Source organism: Pseudomonas sp. IAC-BECa141, assembly GCF_020544405.1.
Lineage (GTDB): Bacteria > Pseudomonadota > Gammaproteobacteria > Pseudomonadales > Pseudomonadaceae > Aquipseudomonas.
Window position 1 is genome coordinate 5,857,730 of the sequence record NZ_CP065410.1, and the last position, 22,916, is coordinate 5,880,645.

Below are 22,916 nucleotides of genomic sequence, written 5' to 3' on the forward strand. Positions count from 1 at the left end.
CTGCCAAAACAGACGGCTCAGAACAAAAAGCTCAAGCCCACGCAAAACAGCAAAGCCGCGAACAGCCGTTTCAGCAACTTCGGCGACAACCTGTGCGCCAGCCGCGCGCCGAGACGGGCGAATACCATGCTGGTCAGGGCAATGCCGAGCAGCGCCGGCAGATACACAAAACCGAGACTATGAGCCGGCAGTAACGGATCATGCCAGCCCAGAATCATGAAACTTATTGCACTGGCCACGGCAATCGGCAGGCCGCAGGCCGACGAGGTCGCCACCGCCTGCTGCATCGGCACGCTGCGCCAGGTCAGGAACGGCACGGTCAGCGAGCCGCCGCCGATCCCGAAAATCGCCGACGCCCAGCCGATCACACTGCCGGCCACGGTCAGACCGAGTTTGCCCGGCACCGTTCGGCTGGCCCTGGGTTTGACATCCAGTGCCAACTGCGCCGCGATCACCAGGGCAAACACACCGATGATCTTTTGCAGGTTGGGCCCGGAGATCGCCTCGGCGGTCAGCGCACCGAAACCGGCGCCGAGCAGGATGCCGACGGTCATCCAGCGGAAGATCGGCCAGCGCACCGCGCCGCGTCGATGATGTTCACGCACGGCGTTGACCGAGGTGAAGATGATCGTCGCCAGGGACGTGCCGACCGCCAGATGGGTCAGGATCGACGGATCGAAGCCCTGCAAGGTGAAACTGAACACCAGCACCGGCACGATGATGATCCCGCCGCCCACTCCGAACAGCCCGGCCAATACGCCCGCACAGGCGCCGAGCGCCAGATAGAGCAGAAATTCCATGACTGCCTCCCAAGGCGCGTCCCCAAAACCGGAGCGGCATGGTAACGGATGGATACCCTTCGGCTCCACTGGCGATGGATGCACGGACAATGTCTGCGTAGAGTGGGCAAAAAACACACAAGGACCACCTTATGTGCCTGATCGTTTTCGCCTGGCGGCCGGGGCATGCCCAGCCGCTGATCGTCGCGGCCAACCGCGACGAGTTCTACGCCCGGCCCAGCCTGCCGCTGGCGCAGTGGCCCGAGTCGCCGCATGTTCATGCCGGTCGGGATCTGGAGGCTGGGGGCACCTGGCTCGGCCTGGGCGCCAACGGTCGTTTTGCGGCGCTGACCAACATTCGCGATCCGCATCAACCGCCGGCCCGACGCTCTCGGGGCGAGTTGGTGGCGGGATTTCTCACCGGAAACCTGTCGATCGATGACTATTTGTCCGACGTTGTCGCCCGCTCCCCGGAATATGCCGGCTTCAACCTGCTGCTGGGCAATGCCAACGAGCTGTGGCATTTCAATGCGCGGTCATCGGAACCGGTGATGTTGCAGCCCGGTGTTTATGGTTTGTCCAACGCCGGGCTGGATACGCCGTGGCCGAAACTGCTCAAGGCCAAGGCAGCGTTGAGTGGCGTGCTGGATGATCCGCAGCCCGAGCGGTTGTTGGCGTTGTTGGGGGATGCACAAACGGCGCCGTTTGCCGAGCTGCCGGACACCGGCGTGGGGCTGGCGACCGAGTCGTTGCTGTCGAGTGTGTTTATTGCCAGCCAGAGCTACGGGACACGGGCGAGTACGGCGTTGATTGTGCAGGCTGACGGGACGCGGCGGATGGTGGAGCGCAGTTTCGGGCCGTATGGCGGGCACTTGGGGGAAGTGGAAATTCTGATTTAGGCGTTGCTATACGGGCGCCATCGCTGGCTTGCCAGCGATGAGGCCCTCAGAATTTCAGAGCGGGTTGGCTGCCGCCGGATTGACCATCTTCGCCAACCCGAGTTTCTTCAACGCCAGTTGCAGCGAGCTGTGGATCACCTGCGGGTTGTCGATGGTCATCAACTCCGCCAGCAGTTCCTTGGCCTTGCTCAGGTTGATCTGGCGCAACATCCATTTCACCTTCGGCAGGTTGGTGGCGTTCATCGACAGGCTGTCGAAGCCCATCGCCATCAACAGCACCGCCGCCGCCGGGTCACCGGCCATCTCACCGCAGATGCTCACCGGCTTGCCTTCGGCATGGGCGTCGCGCACCACGGTTTGCAGGGCTTGCAGCACCGCCGGGTGCAGGTAGTCGTAGAGATCGGCGACCCGCGGGTTGTTGCGATCCACGGCCAGCAGGTACTGGGTCAGGTCGTTGGAGCCGACCGACAGGAAGTCCACCATCCGCGCCAGCTCTTTGGTCTGGTAAACCGCCGCAGGAATTTCGATCATCACACCCACTGGCGGCATCGGCACGTCGGTGCCTTCGTCGCGCACTTCGCCCCAGGCACGGTGAATCAGGTGCAGCGCTTCTTCGAGCTCGTGGATGCCGGAGATCATCGGCAACAGGATCCGCAGGTTGTTCAGGCCTTCGCTGGCCTTGAGCATCGCGCGGGTCTGCACCAGGAAGATTTCCGGATGGTCGAGGGTGACGCGGATCCCGCGCCAGCCGAGGAACGGGTTGTCTTCCTTGATCGGGAAGTACGACAGCGACTTGTCGCCGCCGATGTCCAGGCTGCGCATGGTCACCGGTTGCGGGTGGAACGCGGCAAGCTGCTCGCGGTAGATCGCCAGTTGTTCCTTCTCGCTCGGGAAGCGCTGGTTGATCATGAACGGCACTTCGGTGCGGTACAGACCGACGCCTTCGGCGCCACGCTTCTGCGCCCGCGCCACGTCTGCCAGCAGGCCGGTGTTGACCCACAGCGGCATGCGGTGGCCGTCGAGGGTCACGCACGGCAGGTCGCGCAGGGAGTCGAGACCCAGCGCCAGTTGTTTCTCTTCTTCCACCACCTCGGCGAACTGCTTGCGCAGCACATCGCCGGGGTTGGTGTAGACCTCGCCGCGATTACCGTCGACGATCAGTTCGATGCCGTCGACCTTGGCATACGGCAGGTCGACCAGGCCCATTACCGTCGGGATGCCCATGGCCCGGGCCAGGATCGCGACGTGGGAGTTGCCCGAACCGAGTACCGACACCAGACCGACCAGCGTGCCTTCCGGCACCTCGCCGAGCATTGCCGGCGTCAGTTCTTCGCTGACCAGAATGGTCTTTTCCGGATAGACCAGGTTCTGCTGACGCTCTTCCTGCAGGTAGGCGAGCAGGCGACGGCCCAGGTCCTTGACGTCCGACGCCCGCTCACGCAGGTATTCGTCGTCCATCAATTCGAAACGGTTGACGTGATCGGTCACGACCTGGCGCAGCGCGCCCTGGGCCCACTGGCCGGTCTTGATCACGGTGGTGATTTCGCTGCCCAGCGAGGCATCGTCGAGCATCATCAGGTAGACGTCGAACAGCGCGCGCTCTTCCGGACGCAGCTGGGTCGCCAGTTTGGCCGACAACGCACGCATGTCGGCCCGCACGCCTTCGATGGCGGTCTTGAACAGCGCGAGTTCCGCGTCGATGTCGGTGATGGTCTTGTCCGGCACCACGTCCAGATCCGCCGGCGGCAGCATGACCACCGCGGTACCGACCGCCGCACCCGGCGAACCCGGCACGCCGACGAACTTGGCTTCCTGGATGCCCTTGCCCTGACGGCCAAGGCCACGGATCGAGCCGGTAGCCTCGGCGTGAGCGATGACACCAGCGAGTTGCGCGCTCATGGTCACGAGGAAGGCTTCTTCACCTTCATCGAACTGGCGGCGTTCTTTCTGCTGGATGACCAACACGCCGACGACGCGGCGGTGGTGAATGATCGGCGCCCCGAGGAACGAGGCGTAGCGCTCCTCGCCGGTCTCGGCGAAGTAGCGGTAGCGCGGGTGATCCGCGGCGTTTTCGAGGTTCAGGGGTTCTTCACGCGTGCCGACCAGGCCGACCAGACCTTCGTTGGGTGCCATGCTGACCTTGCCGATCGAGCGCTTGTTCAAGCCCTCGGTGGCCATCAGCACGAAGCGGTTGGTCTCTGGATCAAGCAGGTAGACCGAGCAGACCTGGCTGCCCATGGCCTCTTTGACGCGCAACACAATAATCCCCAACGCCGCCTTGAGATCCTTGGCGGAGTTAACTTCCTGGACGATCTTGCGCAGCGTATTGAGCATGGCTCGGGGTCGAACTCCGTCGTCAGTCGCGCGCTAAAAGGCGCGGGGCAAGCTCTTTGAGAGCGCGGCGATACACTTCGCGCTTGAATGTCACCACCTGGCCCAACGGATACCAATAACTGACCCAGCGCCAGCCATCGAACTCCGGTTTACCGGTCAAATCCATCCGCACCCGCTGCTCGTTGGAGACCAGGCGCAGGAGAAACCATTTCTGTTTCTGGCCGATGCACAGCGGTTGGCTGTGGGTTCGCACCAGACGTTGCGGCAAACGATAGCGCAACCAGCCCCGGGTACAGGCGAGAATTTCAACATCTTCGCGTTCCAGGCCAACTTCTTCGTTCAGCTCGCGGTACAAGGCGTCTTCCGGCGTCTCCTCGGGATTGATTCCCCCTTGCGGAAACTGCCAGGCATCTTGATTGATACGGCGAGCCCATAGCACCTGGCCGGCGTCATTCGTCAGAATGATCCCGACATTAGGGCGGAAACCATCGGGGTCGATCACGGCAACAACCTCGCAAACGCATGTCGCCGCATTGTTCCACAAAGGTTGTGAAGGCGGCAACGAAGGTTCCGAGCTTATGTGCACTCTTGTGAAAAGACCGTATTCTTGTGGCCTTTTTACTGACTTTTCAGCGGGTAACTGCAATGCGCCTGGCTTTATTCGATTTGGACAACACCCTTCTGGGCGGCGACAGCGACCACGCTTGGGGCGATTATCTGTGCGAACGCGGCTTCCTTGACCCGATCGCCTACAAGGCCCGCAATGACGAGTTCTACCAGGATTACCTGGCCGGCAAACTGGATAACGCCGCCTACCTGAACTTCTGCCTGGAGATTCTCGGCCGCACCGAGATGGCCGTGCTTGAGCAGTGGCACAACGATTACATGCGCGACTGCATCGAACCGATCATGTTGCCAAAAGCCGTTGAGTTGCTGAACCAGCACCGCGACGCCGGCGACAAGCTGGTGATCATCACCGCCACCAACCGCTTCGTCACCGCACCAATTGCTGCGCGCCTGGGCGTCGAAACCCTGATCGCCACCGAATGCGAGATGCAGGACGGCCGCTATACCGGACGCAGCACCGACGTGCCGTGCTTCCGTGAAGGCAAGGTGACGCGCCTGAACCGCTGGCTGGAAGAAACCGGGCATTCGCTGGAAGGCAGCTATTTCTACAGCGACTCGATGAATGACCTGCCGCTGCTGGAGCAGGTGGTGAATCCGGTCGCAGTCGACCCGGATCCGAACCTGCGGGCCGAAGCCGAGAAACGCGGCTGGCCGGTAATCAGTCTGCGCGACTGACTACGCCTTCGTCGGAACGCCGCCCGGACCAAGCCCGCCCCAACATTGGATCTGTGTCGCACACAATCCCCTGTGGGAGCGGGCTTGCTCGCGATTGGGGTCGACTCGATCCCGGGCCTTAAACCGGCTTGGCGCCCATCAACCCGGCAATCGCGATAAAGCAGACCAGCCCGAACAACGCCAGCCCCAGACTGAACCGGCCCACGCCGCCCGGCGCCTTGCGCAACCGGTTCAAGCGCACCAGCAGCCAGAACCACGCCAGTGCGGCCACGGTGTACAGCACGCTGGAAGCCAGAATCCACGTCTGCCCCAGCGGCCAGCCCACCAGATGCACCATCCACCAGCCGGTAAACGGCATGCTCACCAGCGCCAGCACGATCAACAACCAGACAAACAGCCATGGCCGCTGCAACGTGCGGCTGCCCGCCGTCGCATCACCGTTGCGCCGTGCGCGCCAGACGCCTGTTCCGAGGCCCAGCGCACCGAGCAGCAACACCGCGGTCGCCAGCATGTGCGCCGCTTTCAGGGCGGTTAACGTTTCCATGATCCGATTTCCTTATGGCCTGCCCATCAGCGTAGCCGTTCAGCCAAGAAACAGCTGATAGGCCGGGTTGTCGCTTTCGTCCCAGTACGGGTAGCCGATTTCCTCAAGGGCTGCGGGCACCAGATGACGTTCGTCGTGGGGCACTTGCAGGCCCGCCACCACACGGCCGTCCGCCGCACCGTGGTTGCGGTAGTGGAACATCGAGATGTTCCAGCGGCCGCCGAGTTTGTTGAGGAAGTTGAACAGCGCACCCGGACGCTCCGGGAACTCGAAGCGCAGCACCACTTCATCGACCACGTGCGCCGCACGTCCGCCGACCATGTGACGGATGTGCAGCTTGGCCAGCTCGTTGTCGGTCAGGTCGAGCACCGGGAAACCCTGCTCGGTCAGGCTCGCCAGCAACGCACTGCGCGGGTCGCTGTCCGGGTGCGTCTGCACGCCGACGAAGATGTGCGCTTCGCTGCCATTGTTATAGCGGTAGTTGAATTCGGTGATCTGGCGCTTGCCGATGGCCTCGCAGAATGCCTTGAAGCTGCCGGCCTTCTCCGGGATGGTCACGGCGATGATCGCTTCACGACCTTCACCCAGCTCGGCGCGCTCGGCGACGTGGCGCAGACGGTCGAAGTTGACGTTGGCCCCGGAATCGATGGCCACGAAGGTCTGGCCGCTGACGCCGCGCTGCTCGACGTACTTCTTGATACCGGCCACGCCCAGGGCGCCGGCCGGTTCGGTGATCGAACGGGTATCGTCGTAGATGTCCTTGATCGCCGCGCAGATTTCGTCGGTACTGACGGTGATCACTTCGTCGACGTAATCCTTGCAGATGTCGAAGGTGTGCTGGCCGATCTGCGCCACCGCCACGCCGTCAGCGAAGATGCCCACGGCCGGCAGCACCACACGCTCGCCCGCGGCCATCGCCGCTTGCAGGCAGTTGGAGTCGTCGGGTTCGACGCCGATGACCTTGATGTCCGGACGAAGGTATTTCACGTACGCCGCGATGCCGGCGATCAGACCGCCGCCGCCCACCGGGACGAAGATCGCGTCCAGTGGCTGCGGGTGCTGGCGCAGAATCTCCATCGCCACGGTGCCCTGCCCGGCAATGGTGTGCGGATCGTCGTACGGGTGGATGTAGACGTAGCCTTTTTCATCGACCAGTTTCAGCGAGTAGGCCAGCGCTTCCGGGAAGGAATCGCCGTGCAGCACCACCTTGCCACCACGGGAGCGCACGCCTTCGACCTTGATTTCCGGGGTGGTCTTGGGCATCACGATGGTCGCCTTCACGCCCAGCACTTTCGCCGCCAGGGCCAGGCCCTGCGCATGGTTGCCCGCCGACGCGGTGACCACGCCACGGGCGCGCTCTTCGTCGCTCAACTGGGTCAGCTTGTTGTAGGCGCCGCGAATCTTGAACGAGAACACCGGCTGCAAGTCTTCGCGCTTGAGCCAGATGTCGTTGCCCAGCCGCTCGGAGAGCTGGCGGGCGTTCTGCAGCGGCGTTTCTACGGCAACGTCATAAACGCGCGAGGTGAGGATCTTCTTGACGTACTGTTCGAGCATCGGAAAGCATCACTGAGCGGGTTGGGCAGGGCCAACGAGTCTAACCCGGCTTTTGGGCGCACGACCACACGAATCCAGAGGTTTTAGCCCGGCTTGAGGCTATAATGCCGGCCTTTCCGTTCTTACCTTGCCCGCTTCCGGAGCCCGCATGACCCAGGATCAACTCAAACAGGCCGTGGCCCAGGCCGCCGTCGACTTCATCCTTCCGAAACTCGACGACAAGAGCATCGTCGGCGTCGGCACCGGCTCCACCGCCAACTGCTTCATCGATGCCCTGGCCCAGCACAAGGGCGCATTCGATGGCGCGGTCGCGAGCTCCGAAGCCACCGCCGCGCGCCTCAAGGGCCACGGGATTCCGGTGTACGAGCTGAACACCGTGAGCAATCTGGAGTTCTACGTCGACGGCGCCGATGAAAGCGACGAACACCTGAACCTGATCAAGGGCGGCGGCGCAGCACTGACCCGCGAGAAGATCGTCGCGGCCGTGGCCAAGACCTTCATCTGCATCGCCGACGCCAGCAAACTGGTGCCGGTGCTGGGCGCGTTCCCGCTGCCGGTGGAAGTGATCCCGATGGCCCGCAGCCACGTGGCCCGCGAGCTGGTGAAGCTGGGCGGCGACCCGGTCTACCGCGAAGGCGTGCTGACCGACAACGGCAACATCATCCTGGACGTGCACAACCTGCAGATCACCAATCCGGTGGAGCTGGAAGCGCAGATCAACGCGATCGTCGGCGTGGTCACCAACGGCCTGTTCGCGGCACGCCCGGCGGATCTGTTGTTGCTGGGCACTTCCGAAGGTGTGAAAACACTGAAAGCTGAATAAGCCGAAACTACCCACATCTTTGTGGGCAGATGAAAAAACCTGTGGGAGCTAGCTTGCTCGCGATAGCGGTGTGACAGTCGACATGTTTGGCGACTGACCCTCCCTCATCGCGAGCAAGCTCGCTCCCACAGTGTTTTGGGCTTTTGGTTAGTTCTGCGCAGGCCTCTTGAAGACGTAGAACAGATTCGGCTCGCTCACCAGATACAACGTCCCGTCGTCATCCATCGCGATACCTTCCGCCTGCGGCACGGTTTTCTTCAGGCCCTGTCGACCACCGCTCAACGACATCGTGCTCAACGGGCGCCCGTCCACATCCAGTTCCAGAATCAGCCGCGATTCATCGGACAGCGCCAGCAAATGACCGCTGCGCTCGTCGTATTGCAGACTCGACAGATCTCGCACGAACATCCCGGCATCGCGTTTGGGATTGTTGATTACGTGTACCGCGTAGGATTTTTCCGGGTTGAAGTGCGGAAAACCGTGCACTTCATAGATCAGCATCGGGTCCCGTTCCTTGGCCACGAACAGGCGCTTGCCCACCGAGTCGTAAGCCAGGCCTTCAAACCCCTTGTTGCCGCTCATGTGCACACCAAGGGTCATCTGCTCGGCGTCCGCCGCATCGAGGAACGTAGTGTCGTGCTCCAGATGGATCTTGATCAGCCGTTGCTGGCGCTCATCGGTGATTACGTAGGTATCGGCGCTGATGAACTCCACCGCCTCCGGATCGCCGAAGCCGATCAAGGCAACACGGCGCAGGATCGTGCCATCCAGTGACAGCTCGATCAGCTCGGCATTCTTGTTGGTCACGGTGAACAGGCTCTTGCGCACCGGATCGTAGGTCAGCGCCGAGACGTCGTCGTTCAGTCCGTCAATGACCTTCGCTTCGATCGCTACCCGATATTGATCCAGCCCGATGGCCTCGCTGTTCATCGGCTGCCAGAGCGTATTCAGGTTGAACCAGGCACGCTCGAACAGGCGCATGTATTGGCCGATCGCAATCAGCGCGATCAGGGCAATCACCGACAGGATGATGAACAGAGGCTTGGGACGGGCAAGTCGACGCATTCGGGGCAGGCTCGGAATCAAAACAGGCGGATGAAATATCACGCCTGTCTGAACTGAAGCTTAATGGCCACTTGCCTCAAGCCACAACTCCACAGATCTGCAATTGCTGCGGGAGCAATTACTTCTGCTTTTCGAAGCGGTAGAACAGGTTCGGCTCGCTGACCATGTACAGCGTGCCTGCCTCGTCCATGGTCACGCCTTCGGCGCGGGGAATGGTGTTCTTCAAGCCGTTGAAACCGCCGAGCAGGGTCATGAAGCTGACTTGTTCGCCCTTCTCGTCCAGCTCCAGCAACAGGTGCGAATCGGCGGACAGCACCAGGGTGTGACCGGTGCGCGGGTCAATCGCTAATGCTGAAAGGTTGCGCAGGTCCAGCTCATCGCTGTCGAGTTTCTGCTTGTCGCCTTTGAGCGTCTGGCTGCCGTCGCTTTTCCAGGTGAACAGCGCAGGCGGACGCTCCTCGCCCAGCAGCAGTTGCTGATTGCGGGCGTCCCAGGTAATGGCTTCGAAAGCTTTGTTCTGGTCTTTCGACGGGCCGAGGTCGTATTTGGGGAAATCGTCGCGCTTCAGCTCACGGGTGTCAGCATCGACCTTGACGATGGAGAGCATGTGCGCGCGCTCGTCGACAATCGCCATCAAGCCGTTTTCCATCACCGTCAGGCCTTCCGGATTGCTCCAGCCCACCAGCGGCATCTTGCGCAGCACGTCGCCCTGCAGAGTCAGCTCGACCAGAAACGGGTTCTTGCCCATCACCGAAAACAGGGTTTTGGTCTGCGGGTTATAGGACAGGTCCGAAGCTTCGTCCTTCTCCATGCCAGGCAGCAGTTTGGCGTCGATGACCGCCCGGTAGTCCGGAAGCCAGACGCTTTCCTGCTTCTCGGTCGAACTCTCGAAGCGCTCCAGCACCCACAACAGGCCACGGTCATCCCAATGCATGGCAAACGCCAGCCCGTACGTAGCGGCGGCTACCAACAACAGCCAGGAATACCAGCGCAGGGCGAAGCGTGAACGGCGAGCGGGTTTGAGCTGAGTTTGAGATGACATCAAAGGACGCGTTCCGAAAATTCAGGCTACGGGTAATAGCACAAAGAGGCCGGCTCAGACGCCAGAATGACCGGAATTATCCGGACTAAATGTGAAAAAAACGGCAAATGGCCGGAACGCCTTATATGTTTGCGAGCTGAAACGCACAAACAAATGTGGGAGCAAGCTCGCTCCCACAGTTTTTTTCAGAGTTGCCGTCAGCGAACGCTGCTGGTGAAGCGACTGGCGCCCGGCAGTTCCAGCACGATTTCATCGCCAACGTTCAGCGGACCGACGCCCACCGGTGTGCCGGTGAGAATCACGTCACCGGCCTGCAGCGAGAAGCAGCCGGCCATGTGCTGGATCATCGGCACGATCGGGTTGAGCATCGCGCTGCTGTTGCCGTCCTGGCGCACTTCGCCGTTGATGGTCAGGCGAATGCCGATGTCGGTCAGGTCGGAAAAGGTGCTGCCGACCACGAACGGTGCAATCACCGCCGCGCCGTCGAACGACTTGGCGATTTCCCACGGCAGCCCTTTCGACTTGAGCTCGGCCTGCTTGTCGCGCAGGGTCAGGTCCAGCGCCGGGGCGAAACCGGAGATCGCGTCCAGCACTTCTTCACGGCTCGGCTTGGTCGACAGTGGCTTGCCGATCAACACAGCGATTTCCGCTTCGTAATGCACCGAGCCACGCTCGGTCGGAATGCTGAAACCGCCTTCCAGCGGTACCACGCAACTGCCGGGCTTGATGAACAGCAACGGCTCGGTAGGCACCGGGTTGTCCAGTTCCTTGGCGTGTTCGGCGTAGTTACGGCCGATGCACACCACTTTTCCCAGCGGAAAATGAATCCGCGTACCGTCGACATACTGGTGCTGATAGCTCATTACCGACTCCTGCCTTCATTGATTCATCAGGGATTGCCAATCAAACCGCGAAGATCTTGCCCGGGTTCATGATGCCGTTCGGGTCGAACACCGCCTTGACCGCTTTCATGTATTCGATTTCCACCGGCGAGCGGCTGTAGGTCAAGTAGTCGCGTTTGGTCATGCCCACGCCGTGTTCGGCTGAAATCGAACCGTTGTACTTCTCCACGGTTTCGAACACCCACTTGTTGACGGTGGCGCACTTGGCGAAAAACTCGTCCTTGCTCAGGTTGTCCGGCTTGAGGATGTTCAGGTGAAGGTTGCCGTCACCGATGTGGCCGAACCAGACAATTTCGAAATCGGGATAGTGTTCACCGACGATCGCGTCGATTTCCTGCAGAAATGCCGGGACTTTCGAGACGGTGACCGAGATGTCGTTCTTGTACGGCGTCCAGTGGGAAATGGTTTCGGAGATGTATTCGCGCAACTTCCACAGGTTCTGCAACTGGGTTTCGCTCTGGCTCATCACGCCGTCCAGCACCCAGCCCTGCTCCACGCAATGCTCGAAGGTTTCCAGCGCGGTATTGGCCACTTCTTCGGTGGTCGCTTCGAATTCCAGCAAGGCATAGAACGGGCAGTCGGTTTCGAACGGCGCCGGGACGTCGCCACGGCCCATGACCTTGGCCAGGGCCTTGTCGGAGAAAAATTCGAACGCGGTCAGGTCGAGCCGGCCCTGGAATGCGTGCAGCACCGGCATGATCGAATCGAAATCAGCCGTGCCGAGGACCATCGCGGTCAGGTTTTTCGGCGAACGGTCCAGGCGCATGGTCGCCTCGACCACAAAACCCAGGGTGCCTTCGGCGCCGATGAACAGCTGCCGCAGGTCATAACCGGTGGCGTTCTTGATCAGGTCCTTGTTCAGTTCCAGCACATCGCCCTTGCCGGTCACCACTTTCATGCCTGCGACCCAATTGCGGGTCATGCCATAGCGAATGACCTTGATCCCGCCGGCATTGGTACCGATGTTGCCGCCAATCTGGCTGGAACCTGCCGAGGCGAAGTCGACCGGGTAGTACAAGTCATGTTCTTCGGCGGCATTCTGCAATTGCTCGGTGACCACGCCCGGCTGACAGACGGCGGTGCGGTCGGTGAGGTTGATATCGAGAATCTGGTTCATGTAGTCGAACGACACGACCACTTCGCCATTGGCGGCCACGGCGGCGGCGGAAAGCCCGGTGCGCCCGCCCGACGGCACCAGCGCCACTTTATGTTCGTTGGCCCAGCGCACGACGGCCTGCACCTGCTCGATGGTCTTGGGGAACACGATGGCGCTGGGCGCCGGGGCGAAATGCTTGGTCCAGTCCTTGCCATAAGCGTTCAGGGAGTCGGCATCGGTCAGGACCTTGCCAGGCTCGACCAGGGTCTTCAGTTCATCAATCAGGGCAGGATTGGTCATCGACGGAACTCTCGAACAATTCATGGTCATCCTGAGAACGCTTCACGTCGCAGGAATGAGTGATTAGCGGGGTGGCTATGCTAGCATACCGACCCCGCAGGCCAGTGCCCCAGGCCGGTTCTGCGGTGACGGCTTTCTTGTCGTCCAGGTCAATGTCTGTTGACCATTTCCTGCCATTTTTCTCCGGGATACAGGTTTACGCAGATGAGCAAGACTTCTCTCGATAAGAGCAAGATCAAGTTCCTTCTTCTCGAAGGCGTCCACCAATCGGCTGTCGACGTCCTCAAGGCGGCGGGCTACACCAGCATCGAATACCTGACAGGCTCCCTGCCGGAAGCCCAGCTCAAGGAAAAGATCGCTGACGCTCACTTCATCGGCATTCGCTCGCGCACCCAGCTGACCGAAGAGATCTTCGATCACGCCAAGAAGCTGGTCGCTGTCGGCTGTTTCTGCATCGGCACCAACCAGGTTGACCTGGAAGCGGCCCGCGAGCGCGGCATCGCCGTGTTCAACGCGCCGTACTCCAACACCCGCTCCGTGGCCGAGCTGGTGCTGGCCGAAGCGATCCTGCTGCTGCGCGGCATCCCTGAGAAAAACGCTTCCTGCCACCGTGGCGGCTGGATCAAGTCCGCAGCCAACTCCTTCGAGATCCGTGGCAAGAAACTGGGCATCGTCGGTTACGGCTCGATCGGTACTCAGCTGTCGGTCCTGGCGGAAGGTCTGGGCATGCAGGTGTTCTTCTACGACACCGTGACCAAGCTGCCACTGGGCAACGCGACCCAGGTCGGCAACCTGCACGAGCTGCTGGGCATGTCCGACATCGTCACCCTGCACGTTCCGGAAACCGCTGCGACCCAGTGGATGATCGGCGAGAAGGAAATCCGCGCCATCAAGAAGGGCGGCATCCTGATCAACGCTGCACGCGGCACCGTGGTCGAGCTGGATCACCTGGCCGCCGCGATCAAGGACAAGCACCTGATCGGCGCCGCCATTGACGTGTTCCCGGTCGAGCCGCGCTCCAACGACGAAGAGTTCGAAAGCCCGTTGCGCGGCCTGGACAACGTGATTCTGACCCCGCACATCGGTGGTTCCACCGCTGAAGCGCAGGCCAACATCGGTCTGGAAGTAGCAGAAAAACTGGTCAAGTACAGCGACAACGGTACCTCGGTATCGTCCGTGAACTTCCCGGAAGTAGCCCTGCCGGCTCACCCTGGCAAGCACCGTCTGCTGCACATCCACGAGAACATCCCGGGTGTGATGAGCGAGATCAACAAGGTCTTCGCCGAAAACGGCATCAACATTTCGGGTCAGTTCCTGCAGACCAACGAGAAGGTCGGCTACGTGGTGATCGACGTCGACGCCGAGTACTCGGAGCTGGCGCAAGAGAAGCTGCAACACGTCAACGGCACCATCCGTAGCCGCGTGTTGTTCTGATCCGGCGCTGAGCGACAAAAAAGGGAGCCTTCGGGCTCCCTTTTTCATGCACGCGAGAACGTCATTCGACGTTGACGGTGATCTTCTTCGACACGATCGGCGGATCGAACGCCATGTGACCGCTGTCACCCAGCTCCAGTTGCAGGGTGTGCTTGCCCGGCGCGAGTTTGATGTCCGCCTGGGTCTGCGCCTTGCCGAAATGCATGTGGTTGGCGTCGGTCGGCACAACGGAGCCGGCCGGAACGATTTCCTTGGCATCGATCAGCAGATGGTGATGACCGGTGTTCTTGGTGACGTCACCGGCCGGCGCCAGCGCGATGTCCTTTACACCGAACTTGACCGTGAAGGTCTGCGGAACCGTGGCTCCGTCCTCGGGAGAAACGATGAACACTTCGGCGCCCTTCGGTGCCGGAGTGGCCGCACTGGCCAGTACCGAAACACCCATCAGCACACCGGCCAACGCTGCACGTGACATAAAGCTTTTCATTTTCTTCTCCAGTTTTTCCGTAAAATCCGCACGGTCATGACAACTTCATGACCATTCGTTGTCGAAGGCACTCGACAACCATAGCAAAGCGAGCCTGGAAAACAGGCCGATATCGATTTCAAAGGAGTGACCATGCGTTTTCTGCCTGGCCTGATCTGTCTGCTTCCCCTTCTGAGCCCTCTGGCTCACGCCGAACTGATTGATGACGTCAACGACCGTGGCGAGTTGCGCATAGCCCTTGAGGCTAATACACCGCCCTTCAATTTCAAGGACGGCGACACGCTCACGGGGTTCGAGGTCGAGCTTGGGCAACTGCTGGCCAACGAACTGGATGTGCGGGCCGACTTCATCGTCACCGACGAAGCCGATCTGCTCCAGGGCGTCGAAAGCGGCAAGTACGACGTCGCGCTCAACCACATAGCACTGACACCTGAGCTCAAGGAACGTTTCGACATGAGCGAGCCTTACACGCAGGTGAATGCACAATTGCTGGCGAAAAAGGACGAGCAGCCCCGGCCGATGGTACTGGTCCAGGCACTGACCGAAGAGAAGCCGAAGGTCGGGCCGCCGGTGGATCTGGCGATTCCGTTTCAGAAGGGTAACCCGGCGTTCCACGCAAGCCTGGAAAATGCCTTGCAGCGGATCAGGGCGGATGGGCGGCTGGAAGCGTTGTCGAAAAAGTGGCTGAGCGTGCAGGCCTCTGAAGACCTGAAGTGAACACAACTTCCGTGTGGGAGCGAGCTTGCTCGCGAAAGCGGCCTGTCAGCCACCGATATCGGTACTGACAATACGCAATTGCGAGCAAGTTCACTCCCACAGTGTTGTTGGTGTGTGATTAGTCGAGTTGTGTCAGCGCTTGTGCAGCCTGCGGCAATTCGAGCTCGCTGAAGACCTGCACTCCATGGCGCTTGAGCAACGCTGCAGTAACCCCCTCGCCACTCACCTTCACCCCACTGAACGTCCCGTCATAGGTCAACAGGTTTCCGCACGAAGGACTGTTGGCCTTGAGCACCGCCACCCGAATCCCGTGCTTGTGCACCAGCGCCAACGCCTGCCGCGCGCCGTCGAGAAACTGCGCGCTGACATCTTCGCCCTCGGTGGTGATCACCGAGGCGAGCCCGTCCAGTACTTCGCTGCCCTGCCCGCCCGGAATCTCTGCCGCCGCTCGTGGTGTCGGCAAGCCGCCGGCGACCTCCGGACACAACGGCACCACGCGCCCTTCGGCAATCCACTGTTCCAGCAGATCGAACGGCCCGCTGGCCCCACCGTCATAACGCACGCGATGGCCCAGCAGGCAGCGACTGACCAGAATCCTGTGCATCTCAGAACGGCTCGTTGCCACGGCGGCGGAACCAGCCTGTCAGCGACAGCCGCTCGCGCTGTGCCGGCAGAACCTCGTGGGGGACTTCACCGGAGAGAAACACCACCAGACAACCGCCCGTAGGCTGTACGTCATGAACGCGGTCGTTCTCCAGGTACATGCGCAGTTGCCCGCCATCCTCCGGCAACCAGCCGTCATTGAGGTAGATCACCGCCGAGACCATGCGCCGGTCATCGTCGCGGAAACGGTCAACATGCTTGCGGTAGAACGCGCCCGGCGGGTACAGGGCGAAATGGCATTCGAAATCTTCCAGACCGAGGAACAGTCCGCGATTGAGGGCCTCGCGCAAACTGTCCATCAGGTTCAGATAACGGTCGCTGGCCTCGGCCTGGCCGGGATCGATCCATTGGATATGGTCGCCGCGAATGCCCTCGCGAACCTCAGAAAACGGCCCGCGTCCGACGCCCGCCGGCGCCAATTCACCTTCGGCGTCACGTTTGCGGCACTCGGCCGCCAGCGCGCGGGTCAAATCCGCAGGCAGGAAAATGTTCTGCTGCGACCAGCCGCGCTCGGCCAGGTCGTCGACGATACGTAACAGCAGCGGGTGATCAGAGGATATTTGCATGGCGCGCATAGTATGCCTGCGGCAAGAAATCCGACAGAGCCACGCGGCGGCTTGATACGAATTCTCGACAAGTACTGGCACCGCACGGAGAATAGTCGGCTGCCGACAGGAGTCCTTATGCGCCGTTTGCTTTTTTCACTGTTGATGTTCTGCGTTTTGCCCGCCTGGGCGGACGACCACGACCAGTTGTACAAGGTCGCTGGCTGGCCAGAACAACGCGCGCATTTCAACGACGCACTGAGTGCCGCGCAGCAGCGTTACCAGAACAGCCTGCCGCCCGCGGTGTTTCAAGCGCTGGTGAACAACAGCAACCAGCGCTTCGCCCCCCAGGCCGTGGATCAACGCGCCGAAGCGCAACTGCGCAAGAACCTCGCCGATCCGCAACCGGCCCTGTCGTTCTTTCAGTCACCGCTGGGCAAGAAGATCGTCGCCGCCGAACTGCTGGCGACCCGCCGCGATCAACTGGCGAAAAACGCCAAGGGCCTGCCGAAGATGCCGGCCAGCGACAGTCGTTTGCTGATCATCGGCCACCTCGCCCAGGCCCTGCCCGCCCGTGAAGCCGGTGCCGAAGTCAGTCTGGCGATTGCCGGCGTGGCGGCGGACAGCCTGAGTTCGATGATCCCCGGCCTGCTCGGCGGCGGTCAGGCCCAGGGCATGTTGAACGGTCAGCGCCAACGGCTGATGGATCAGATCGGCGCCGACCTGAACAACACGCTGCTGTACGTCTATCGCGACCTGTCGGATGAAGAGCTGGAAGAGTTCGCGACCTTTGCCGAATCCACTGAAGGCAAGGCCTACTATCAGGCCGCGCTGGCCGCGATCCGCGCCGGGCTGGCCGTCGGCCAGAGCACCTCGAACCTGAATCAATAAATCTCTGCTGCCTGACCGACCGCCTTCGCGAGCAAGCTCGCTCCCACAAAGGATTGCGATCTATTGTGGGAGCGAGCTTGCTCGCGAAGGGGCCCTCAGGATCACGAGTGATACCGGCCTTTGATCCGCTTGCTCAGAAACTCGAAATACTCCTCGCGCATTTCCGCCGTTTCGTTGGCCAGGTGATGGCGCGCGTCGGCCAGCAGCAAAATCTGCGGCCGGTCGAACTTCCACTTCATCACTTGCAGGTTGTGCTGCCAGTCCACGGTCATGTCCGCCTGGCCCTGCACGATCAGTGGCCGGCGCGGACTTTTCTTCGCGTATTCCACCCGGTTGATCCAGCGTGACAGCGCACCGACCCACGCGGTCGGCAGACGCTTGGGCTGCAACGGATCGGCCTGCAGGAACGACAGGAAATCCGGGTCGTTGGAGTTTTCGCTGAAACGTCGGGCGATGCCCCTGACAAAGGGCCGCAGCAGGTAGTAACTGAACTGCGACCAGCCCCAGGCGCGCGGCCGCACCAGCGGCGCCAGCAGAATCAACTGCCCTTGGGCCGGGCTGTTTTCACCATGGTTGAGCACATGATCGACAATGATCGCCCCGCCGGTGCTTTGCCCGCACAGGTGCCATGGCTGCGGCAACGCAATCGAGCGCGCCTCGGCGAACAGGCCTTGCAGCGCATCCTGATATTCGGAGAAATCACGGATGCTCGCACGCTCGCCGCTGGACAGACCATGCCCCGGCAGATCGCAGGCAATCACGGCGAAGCCCTGATCCAGCGCCCACTCGATCACATGCCGGTACAGGCCGGTGTGGTCATAAAAACCGTGCACCAGAAACAGCGTGGCCTTGGCCGTTTCCGCCGGCCACCAGCAATGACTGACCAGTTGATAGCCATCAATGTCGAACCGGCCCATTCCTCGCCAGACATCACGCTCCGGAAAGTCGGTCTTGTAGAACCGCTGATACGCCTTCGCCTCCTCGGACAACGGCTGCCACTCGGCCAACGGCTTGAGGCTCGCACGCAGATGATCGGGATCGAAAGCAACAGACATGGGCAATTCCAGAACGGTAAACGGACTTTATCGGCCTGCGATATTCATCTGTAGAAGCAAGCATGGCAAGCTTGGGGGCGCTCTCGACTGATTTCCCCACCGCGTTGTCGCCTTAAAGCGAGCCAGGCAAGGCGCAGGCCGCGGGGAATGGTGTTCCCTTTCCAAGGCCTGCAACGCAGGCTGGCTCGCTTTAAGGCACAACCCGAAGGGCCGGGCCTGCTGTTGTGCAGGGCTGCTTTGCTCGAAGCTTATTTGGAACAACCAAACCGCGCTTCTCGCGCCTTGCCCTGCACAACAGCAGACCCGGCGCGGCGGGGAAATCAGTCGAGAGCGCCCCCAGCCTCTGAGGAACCAAATCCATGCGCCCGCCCTACCGCACCGCACTGTTTGCCAGCCTGCTCGCCATCGTGTGTGCCGGCGTGCTGTGGGCAGCGTACGACTGGTTTCAGGGCAGCTACCTGCGGGCGTTCAGCGAACACACTGCGGTGTTTTCCGGCGACCCGTTGCGCCTGCCCGACGACCTCGCCGGCCCCGGCAATATCCGTCTGGTGCATTTCTGGGATCCGGCCTGCCCGTGCAACGTCGGCAATCAACAGCACCTGACCGAGATGGTCGAACAGTTCGGCCCCAAGGGCGTCGAGTTCTTTGCCGTGCAGAAGGCCGGCAGCCACGGCCAGTTGCCCGCCACGCTCAGCAATCTCAAGACCATCGCGGTATTGCCCGGCGCCGAACAGATTCCCGCGAGCCCCGCCGTAGCGATCTGGGATCGCAGCGGCAAACTGGCGTATTTCGGGCCTTACAGCGAAGGGCTGACCTGTAATTCCAGCAACAGTTTTATCGAACCGATCCTGCGAGCCTTGAGTGACGATCGTCCGGTCAATGCCACCCATACGCTGGCGGTTGGTTGCTACTGTCCGTGGCCGGCAGAGACGAAGTAAGGCATTCCGGACATTTCAAGGACGGCGATGCGCAGCACACGAAGCGTGTGCTAATTGTTTGCAGCCCGCACGGGCGGCAATCCCGAATGCACAAGGAGTCACCATGAAACGCGTCTTCACCGTTCTTGCCTTGCTCATCGTTGTCCTGCTCGCCGCCGGCGGGTGGTATGTCTACAGCAAGCAACCGACGCGTCAGGGCCAGGTAGAACTGCGCAACCTGCAAGGTTCGGTGACCGTGCGTTACGACGAGCGCGGCGTGCCGCACATCCGCGCCGAAAACGAGGCCGACCTCTACCGCGCCCTCGGCTATGTGCACGCCCAGGATCGCCTCTTTCAGATGGAAGCCATGCGCCGTCTCGCCCGGGGCGAACTGGCCGAAGTGTTCGGACCAAAACTGCTCGACACCGACAAACTGTTCCGCAGCCTGCGCATCCGCGAGCGCGCCGCCAGTTACGTGGCCGGCCTCGACAAGCAGTCACCGGCGTGGAAGGCCCTGCAAGCCTATCTGGACGGCATCAATCAATATCAGGACTCGCACGCCGCCCCTGTCGAGTTCGACGTGCTGGGCATCCCCAAGCGGCCGTTCACCGCCGAAGACAGCATCAGCGTCGCCGGCTACATGGCTTACAGCTTTGCCGCCGCGTTTCGCACCGAACCGCTGCTGACCTACGTGCGCGATCAACTGGGCGCCGACTACCTCAACGTCTTCGACCTCGACTGGCAGCCCAAGGGCGTGCTCGCCAAGGGTCACGCCGGCATGGCGCCGGCCCTCGCCGCCGAAGACTGGAAAGACCTGAACACCCTCGCCCGCGTCAGCGAACAGGCGCTGATCGATAACGGCCTGCCGCAGTTCGAAGGCAGCAACGCCTGGGTGATCGCCGGCAGTCGCAGCAAGAGCGCCAAGCCCTTGTTGGCCGGCGACCCGCATATCCGTTTCTCGGTACCGTCGGTGTGGTACGAAGCGCAGCTGTCGGCGCCGGGCTTTGAACTCTACGGCCATCATCAGGCGCTGGTGCCGTTTGCGTTTCTGGGGCACAACCTGGATTTCGGCTGGAGCCTGACCATGTTCCAGAACGATGACCTGGACCTGATCGCCGAGAAGGTCAACCCGGACCACCCGGATCAGGTCTGGTATCGCGGCCAGTGGACCGACATGGTCAAGACCGAGCAGCAGATCGCGGTGAAAGGCCAGGCCCCGGTGACCATCACCCTGCGCCAGTCGCCCCACGGCCCGATCGTCAACGACGCCCTCGGCAGCGCCGCCGGGAAAACCCCGATTGCGATGTGGTGGGCATTTCTCGAAACGCCAAACCCGATCCTCGAAGGTTTCTACCAGCTCAACCGCGCCGACACCCTGGCCAAGGCTCGCGCCGCTGCCGCCAAGGTGCAGGCACCGGGGCTGAACATCGTCTACGCCAACGCCAAGGGCGATATCGCGTGGTGGGCCTCGGCGCTGTTGCCCAAGCGTCCGGCCGGGGTGAAGCCTGGCTTCATTCTCGACGGCAGCAGCAATCAGGCGGACAAGGACGGCTACTTCCCGTTCAGCGCCAACCCGCAGGAAGAGAACCCGGCGCGGGGCTATATCGTCTCGGCCAACTTCCAGCCCGTGTCGCCGACCGGCATGGAGATTCCCGGTTACTACAACCTCGCCGACCGTGGCCAGCAGCTCAACCGCCAGCTCGCCGACAAGAGCGTGAAGTGGGACAACGAGGCCAACCAGAAACTGCAACTGGGCACCGCCACGGGTTACGGGCCGCGTCTGCTGGCGCCGTTGCTGCCGGTACTGCGTGAAGTGGCGGGCAATCCCGCCGAGCAGAAGCTGATCGAACAACTGGCCCAATGGCAAGGCGACTATCCGCTGGATTCGGTCAGTGCGACGGTGTTCAACCAGTTCCTGTTCAACCTTGCCGACGCGGCGATGCGTGATGAGCTGGGCAATGATTTCTTCGAAACCCTGCTGTCGACCCGAGTGATCGATGCAGCCCTGCCCCGGCTCGCGGCGAATGCCGATTCACCGTGGTGGGACAACCGCAGCACGCCGGCCAAGGAAACCCGCGTCGACACCGTACGCGCCGCGTGGCAGGCGAGCATGGCGCACCTGAAGTCGACTCTCGGCGACGATGCTTCCGGTTGGCAATGGGGCAAGGCGCACACGTTGACCCATGGTCATCCGCTGGGGCAGCAGAAGCCGCTGGATCGCATTTTCAACGTCGGCCCGTTCGCTGCACCAGGCTCCCATGAAGTGCCGAACAATCTCTCGGCGAAAATCGGCCCGGCGCCATGGCCGGTGACTTACGGCCCGTCGACGCGGCGGTTGGTTGACTTCGCTGATCCGGCTCACAGCCTGACCATCAACCCGGTCGGCCAAAGCGGCGTGCCGTTCGACAGTCACTATGACGATCAGGCGGAAGCGTATGTGGATGGGATGTATGTGCAGGCGCATTTCAGTGATGAAGAGGTAACGGCGAATACGCGCAGTACCTTAAAGCTGTTGCCGGCGCGAGCGGCGCAATAAGCGCCGCTCAAACCATCGCCGCAAAATTCAGCCGGAATTGCTGCGGCGTCACCCCCAGCCGCCGGTTGAACACGCTGCGCATGTGTTGCGCATCGCGAAACCCGCATTGATAGGCCACCGTCTTCAGCGGCGCCGTGGTGCTTTCGAGCATCACCCGCGCCGCATCCACGCGCGCCCGTTCGACGAACTCCGCCGGGGTGACTTTCGCCTCCCTCGCAAACACCCGGGAGAAATTCCGCGCACTCATGTTCGCCGCATTCGCCAGGTCGGCGATGGTCAGGTCGCCGGTGAGATTGGCCAGCACGTACAGCTGCACCCTCGCCACCGCCGACGTCGGCTCGGCATGGGGCGCGAGAAACGGGCTGAACTGCGACTGCCCGCCCGAACGCTGGGTAAACACCACCAGCCGCTTGGCCACGCTCAGCGCCACCTCGGCCCCGTAGTCACGCGCCAGCAGGTACAGCGACAGATCGATCCCCGCCGTCACCCCCGCCGAGGTGTAGAGCTGGCCATCCTCGACGTACAACCGATCCGCCTCGACCCGGCTCGACGGGCACAACTGCGCCAGTGCTTCGGCGTCGTTCCAGTGTGTGGTGATCGTGCGCCCGTTCAGCAATCCCGCACGGGCGAGCATGAACGCGCCGTTGCAGATCGAGCCAAAACGCCGCGCCCGTCCACAAGCCTCACGCAGCCAGGCATCGAACGTCTCGCCGAAATCCAGAAACGGCAACTGTGGCCCGCCCGCCACCAGCAGCAAGTCATAAGCCTCCTGCACTTCGCTGAAATGCCGATGCGCGCTCAGGGTCAGCCCGTTGGAACACGCCATCGACCCGCGCTCAACGCCGATCACCTCGAGCCGGTAATGATCCTCTGGTGCCAGGAAGCGGTTGGCCTCGGCGAACACATCCATCGGCCCGCTGACGTCCAGCGCCTGCACGCCGGGGAACACCACAATGGCGACGGTTTTGTTCATGGTGATGTGGGCTCCCGGGGAATGACGGATCAGCGCCAACCCTAGCCAATCCTCACCG

22 protein-coding genes are annotated in these 22,916 nt (G+C 61.8%); 8 read left to right on the plus strand and 14 right to left on the minus strand.

What is annotated here, in order from left to right; genetic code table 11:
- Positions 1–17: 17 nt before the first annotated feature.
- On the minus strand, positions 18–800 hold the full coding sequence (locus I5961_RS26895; protein WP_085697892.1) for a sulfite exporter TauE/SafE family protein: 783 nt from the start codon (positions 798–800) through the stop codon (positions 18–20).
- A gap of 131 nt (positions 801–931) precedes the next feature.
- Between I5961_RS26895 and I5961_RS26900 the strand changes: the two genes are divergently transcribed.
- Positions 932–1,678, plus strand: a complete 747-nt coding sequence (locus I5961_RS26900) for an NRDE family protein (RefSeq protein ID WP_085697893.1) — start codon at positions 932–934, stop codon at positions 1,676–1,678.
- A 54-nt stretch (positions 1,679–1,732) separates the two neighbouring features.
- On the opposite strand, the gene ptsP is transcribed toward I5961_RS26900, so the two are convergent.
- Together ptsP and I5961_RS26910 are read right to left on the minus strand one after the other, a co-directional pair.
- Positions 1,733–4,012 (minus strand): phosphoenolpyruvate--protein phosphotransferase, encoded by a 2,280-nt coding sequence (gene ptsP / locus I5961_RS26905; protein ID WP_085697894.1) that lies wholly within the window; start codon positions 4,010–4,012, stop codon positions 1,733–1,735.
- Positions 4,013–4,034: 22 nt separating this feature from the next.
- The gene (locus I5961_RS26910; protein ID WP_053163553.1) at positions 4,035–4,514 is read right to left on the minus strand and encodes an RNA pyrophosphohydrolase; all 480 of its coding nucleotides are present in this window, start codon (positions 4,512–4,514) and stop codon (positions 4,035–4,037) included.
- A 143-nt stretch (positions 4,515–4,657) separates the two neighbouring features.
- Between I5961_RS26910 and I5961_RS26915 the strand changes: the two genes are divergently transcribed.
- Complete coding sequence (locus I5961_RS26915; RefSeq protein ID WP_085697895.1) at positions 4,658–5,314, plus strand: HAD family hydrolase; 657 nt, start codon at positions 4,658–4,660, stop codon at positions 5,312–5,314.
- A 118-nt stretch (positions 5,315–5,432) separates the two neighbouring features.
- Here I5961_RS26915 and I5961_RS26920 read toward each other — a convergent pair whose 3' ends face one another.
- Positions 5,433–5,858, minus strand: a complete 426-nt coding sequence (locus tag I5961_RS26920) for a DUF2269 family protein (protein WP_085697896.1) — start codon at positions 5,856–5,858, stop codon at positions 5,433–5,435.
- 39 nt (positions 5,859–5,897) lie between these two features.
- Positions 5,898–7,412, minus strand: a complete 1,515-nt coding sequence (gene ilvA / locus I5961_RS26925; protein WP_227233820.1) for a threonine ammonia-lyase, biosynthetic — start codon at positions 7,410–7,412, stop codon at positions 5,898–5,900.
- Positions 7,413–7,560: 148 nt separating this feature from the next.
- Between ilvA and rpiA the strand changes: the two genes are divergently transcribed.
- Complete coding sequence (gene rpiA, locus I5961_RS26930; protein ID WP_227233821.1) at positions 7,561–8,235, plus strand: ribose-5-phosphate isomerase RpiA; 675 nt, start codon at positions 7,561–7,563, stop codon at positions 8,233–8,235.
- Positions 8,236–8,382: 147 nt separating this feature from the next.
- Here the strand turns inward: rpiA and I5961_RS26935 are convergent, their stop codons facing one another.
- The 4 genes from I5961_RS26935 to I5961_RS26950 form a co-directional block, all read right to left on the minus strand.
- Positions 8,383–9,300, minus strand: a complete 918-nt coding sequence (locus I5961_RS26935; protein ID WP_227233822.1) for an SdiA-regulated domain-containing protein — start codon at positions 9,298–9,300, stop codon at positions 8,383–8,385.
- Between the two features lie 118 nt (positions 9,301–9,418).
- Entirely contained in the window at positions 9,419–10,342 is a 924-nt protein-coding gene (locus I5961_RS26940) for an SdiA-regulated domain-containing protein (RefSeq protein ID WP_085702379.1), read from the minus strand.
- A gap of 197 nt (positions 10,343–10,539) precedes the next feature.
- Complete coding sequence (locus tag I5961_RS26945) at positions 10,540–11,205, minus strand: fumarylacetoacetate hydrolase family protein (RefSeq protein ID WP_085697901.1); 666 nt, start codon at positions 11,203–11,205, stop codon at positions 10,540–10,542.
- A gap of 40 nt (positions 11,206–11,245) precedes the next feature.
- Positions 11,246–12,640: an FAD-binding oxidoreductase gene (locus tag I5961_RS26950; RefSeq protein WP_085702378.1), complete on the minus strand. Its 1,395-nt coding sequence runs from the start codon at positions 12,638–12,640 to the stop codon at positions 11,246–11,248.
- Between the two features lie 204 nt (positions 12,641–12,844).
- Here I5961_RS26950 and serA point away from each other — a divergent pair, with 204 nt between their 5' ends.
- A complete protein-coding gene (serA, locus tag I5961_RS26955; protein WP_007953487.1) occupies positions 12,845–14,074 on the plus strand; it encodes a phosphoglycerate dehydrogenase in 1,230 nt (409 codons plus the stop codon).
- A gap of 61 nt (positions 14,075–14,135) precedes the next feature.
- Here serA and I5961_RS26960 read toward each other — a convergent pair whose 3' ends face one another.
- Positions 14,136–14,561, minus strand: coding sequence for a DUF4399 domain-containing protein (locus I5961_RS26960; protein WP_007953489.1), 426 nt, complete (start codon positions 14,559–14,561; stop codon positions 14,136–14,138).
- A 132-nt stretch (positions 14,562–14,693) separates the two neighbouring features.
- Here I5961_RS26960 and I5961_RS26965 point away from each other — a divergent pair, with 132 nt between their 5' ends.
- Positions 14,694–15,278 (plus strand): transporter substrate-binding domain-containing protein, encoded by a 585-nt coding sequence (locus I5961_RS26965; protein ID WP_085697903.1) that lies wholly within the window; start codon positions 14,694–14,696, stop codon positions 15,276–15,278.
- 118 nt (positions 15,279–15,396) lie between these two features.
- Here the strand turns inward: I5961_RS26965 and I5961_RS26970 are convergent, their stop codons facing one another.
- Together I5961_RS26970 and I5961_RS26975 are read right to left on the minus strand one after the other, a co-directional pair.
- Positions 15,397–15,882 (minus strand): DUF523 domain-containing protein, encoded by a 486-nt coding sequence (locus I5961_RS26970; protein ID WP_085702376.1) that lies wholly within the window; start codon positions 15,880–15,882, stop codon positions 15,397–15,399.
- Between the two features lies 1 nt (position 15,883).
- Complete coding sequence (locus I5961_RS26975; protein WP_085697905.1) at positions 15,884–16,516, minus strand: 2OG-Fe(II) oxygenase; 633 nt, start codon at positions 16,514–16,516, stop codon at positions 15,884–15,886.
- Positions 16,517–16,624: 108 nt separating this feature from the next.
- On the opposite strand from I5961_RS26975, the gene I5961_RS26980 reads away from it, so the two are divergent.
- Positions 16,625–17,377, plus strand: coding sequence for a DUF2059 domain-containing protein (locus tag I5961_RS26980; protein WP_085697906.1), 753 nt, complete (start codon positions 16,625–16,627; stop codon positions 17,375–17,377).
- 101 nt (positions 17,378–17,478) lie between these two features.
- Here I5961_RS26980 and I5961_RS26985 read toward each other — a convergent pair whose 3' ends face one another.
- Positions 17,479–18,432: an alpha/beta hydrolase gene (locus I5961_RS26985; protein WP_227233824.1), complete on the minus strand. Its 954-nt coding sequence runs from the start codon at positions 18,430–18,432 to the stop codon at positions 17,479–17,481.
- Positions 18,433–18,791: 359 nt separating this feature from the next.
- Between I5961_RS26985 and I5961_RS26990 the strand changes: the two genes are divergently transcribed.
- Both I5961_RS26990 and I5961_RS26995 read left to right on the plus strand, forming a co-directional pair.
- Positions 18,792–19,370 (plus strand): DUF6436 domain-containing protein, encoded by a 579-nt coding sequence (locus tag I5961_RS26990; protein ID WP_227233826.1) that lies wholly within the window; start codon positions 18,792–18,794, stop codon positions 19,368–19,370.
- Positions 19,371–19,473: 103 nt separating this feature from the next.
- Positions 19,474–21,885, plus strand: a complete 2,412-nt coding sequence (locus I5961_RS26995; protein ID WP_227233828.1) for a penicillin acylase family protein — start codon at positions 19,474–19,476, stop codon at positions 21,883–21,885.
- 7 nt (positions 21,886–21,892) lie between these two features.
- On the opposite strand, the gene I5961_RS27000 is transcribed toward I5961_RS26995, so the two are convergent.
- Positions 21,893–22,858: a GlxA family transcriptional regulator gene (locus I5961_RS27000; protein WP_085702390.1), complete on the minus strand. Its 966-nt coding sequence runs from the start codon at positions 22,856–22,858 to the stop codon at positions 21,893–21,895.
- Positions 22,859–22,916: the final 58 nt, after the last annotated feature.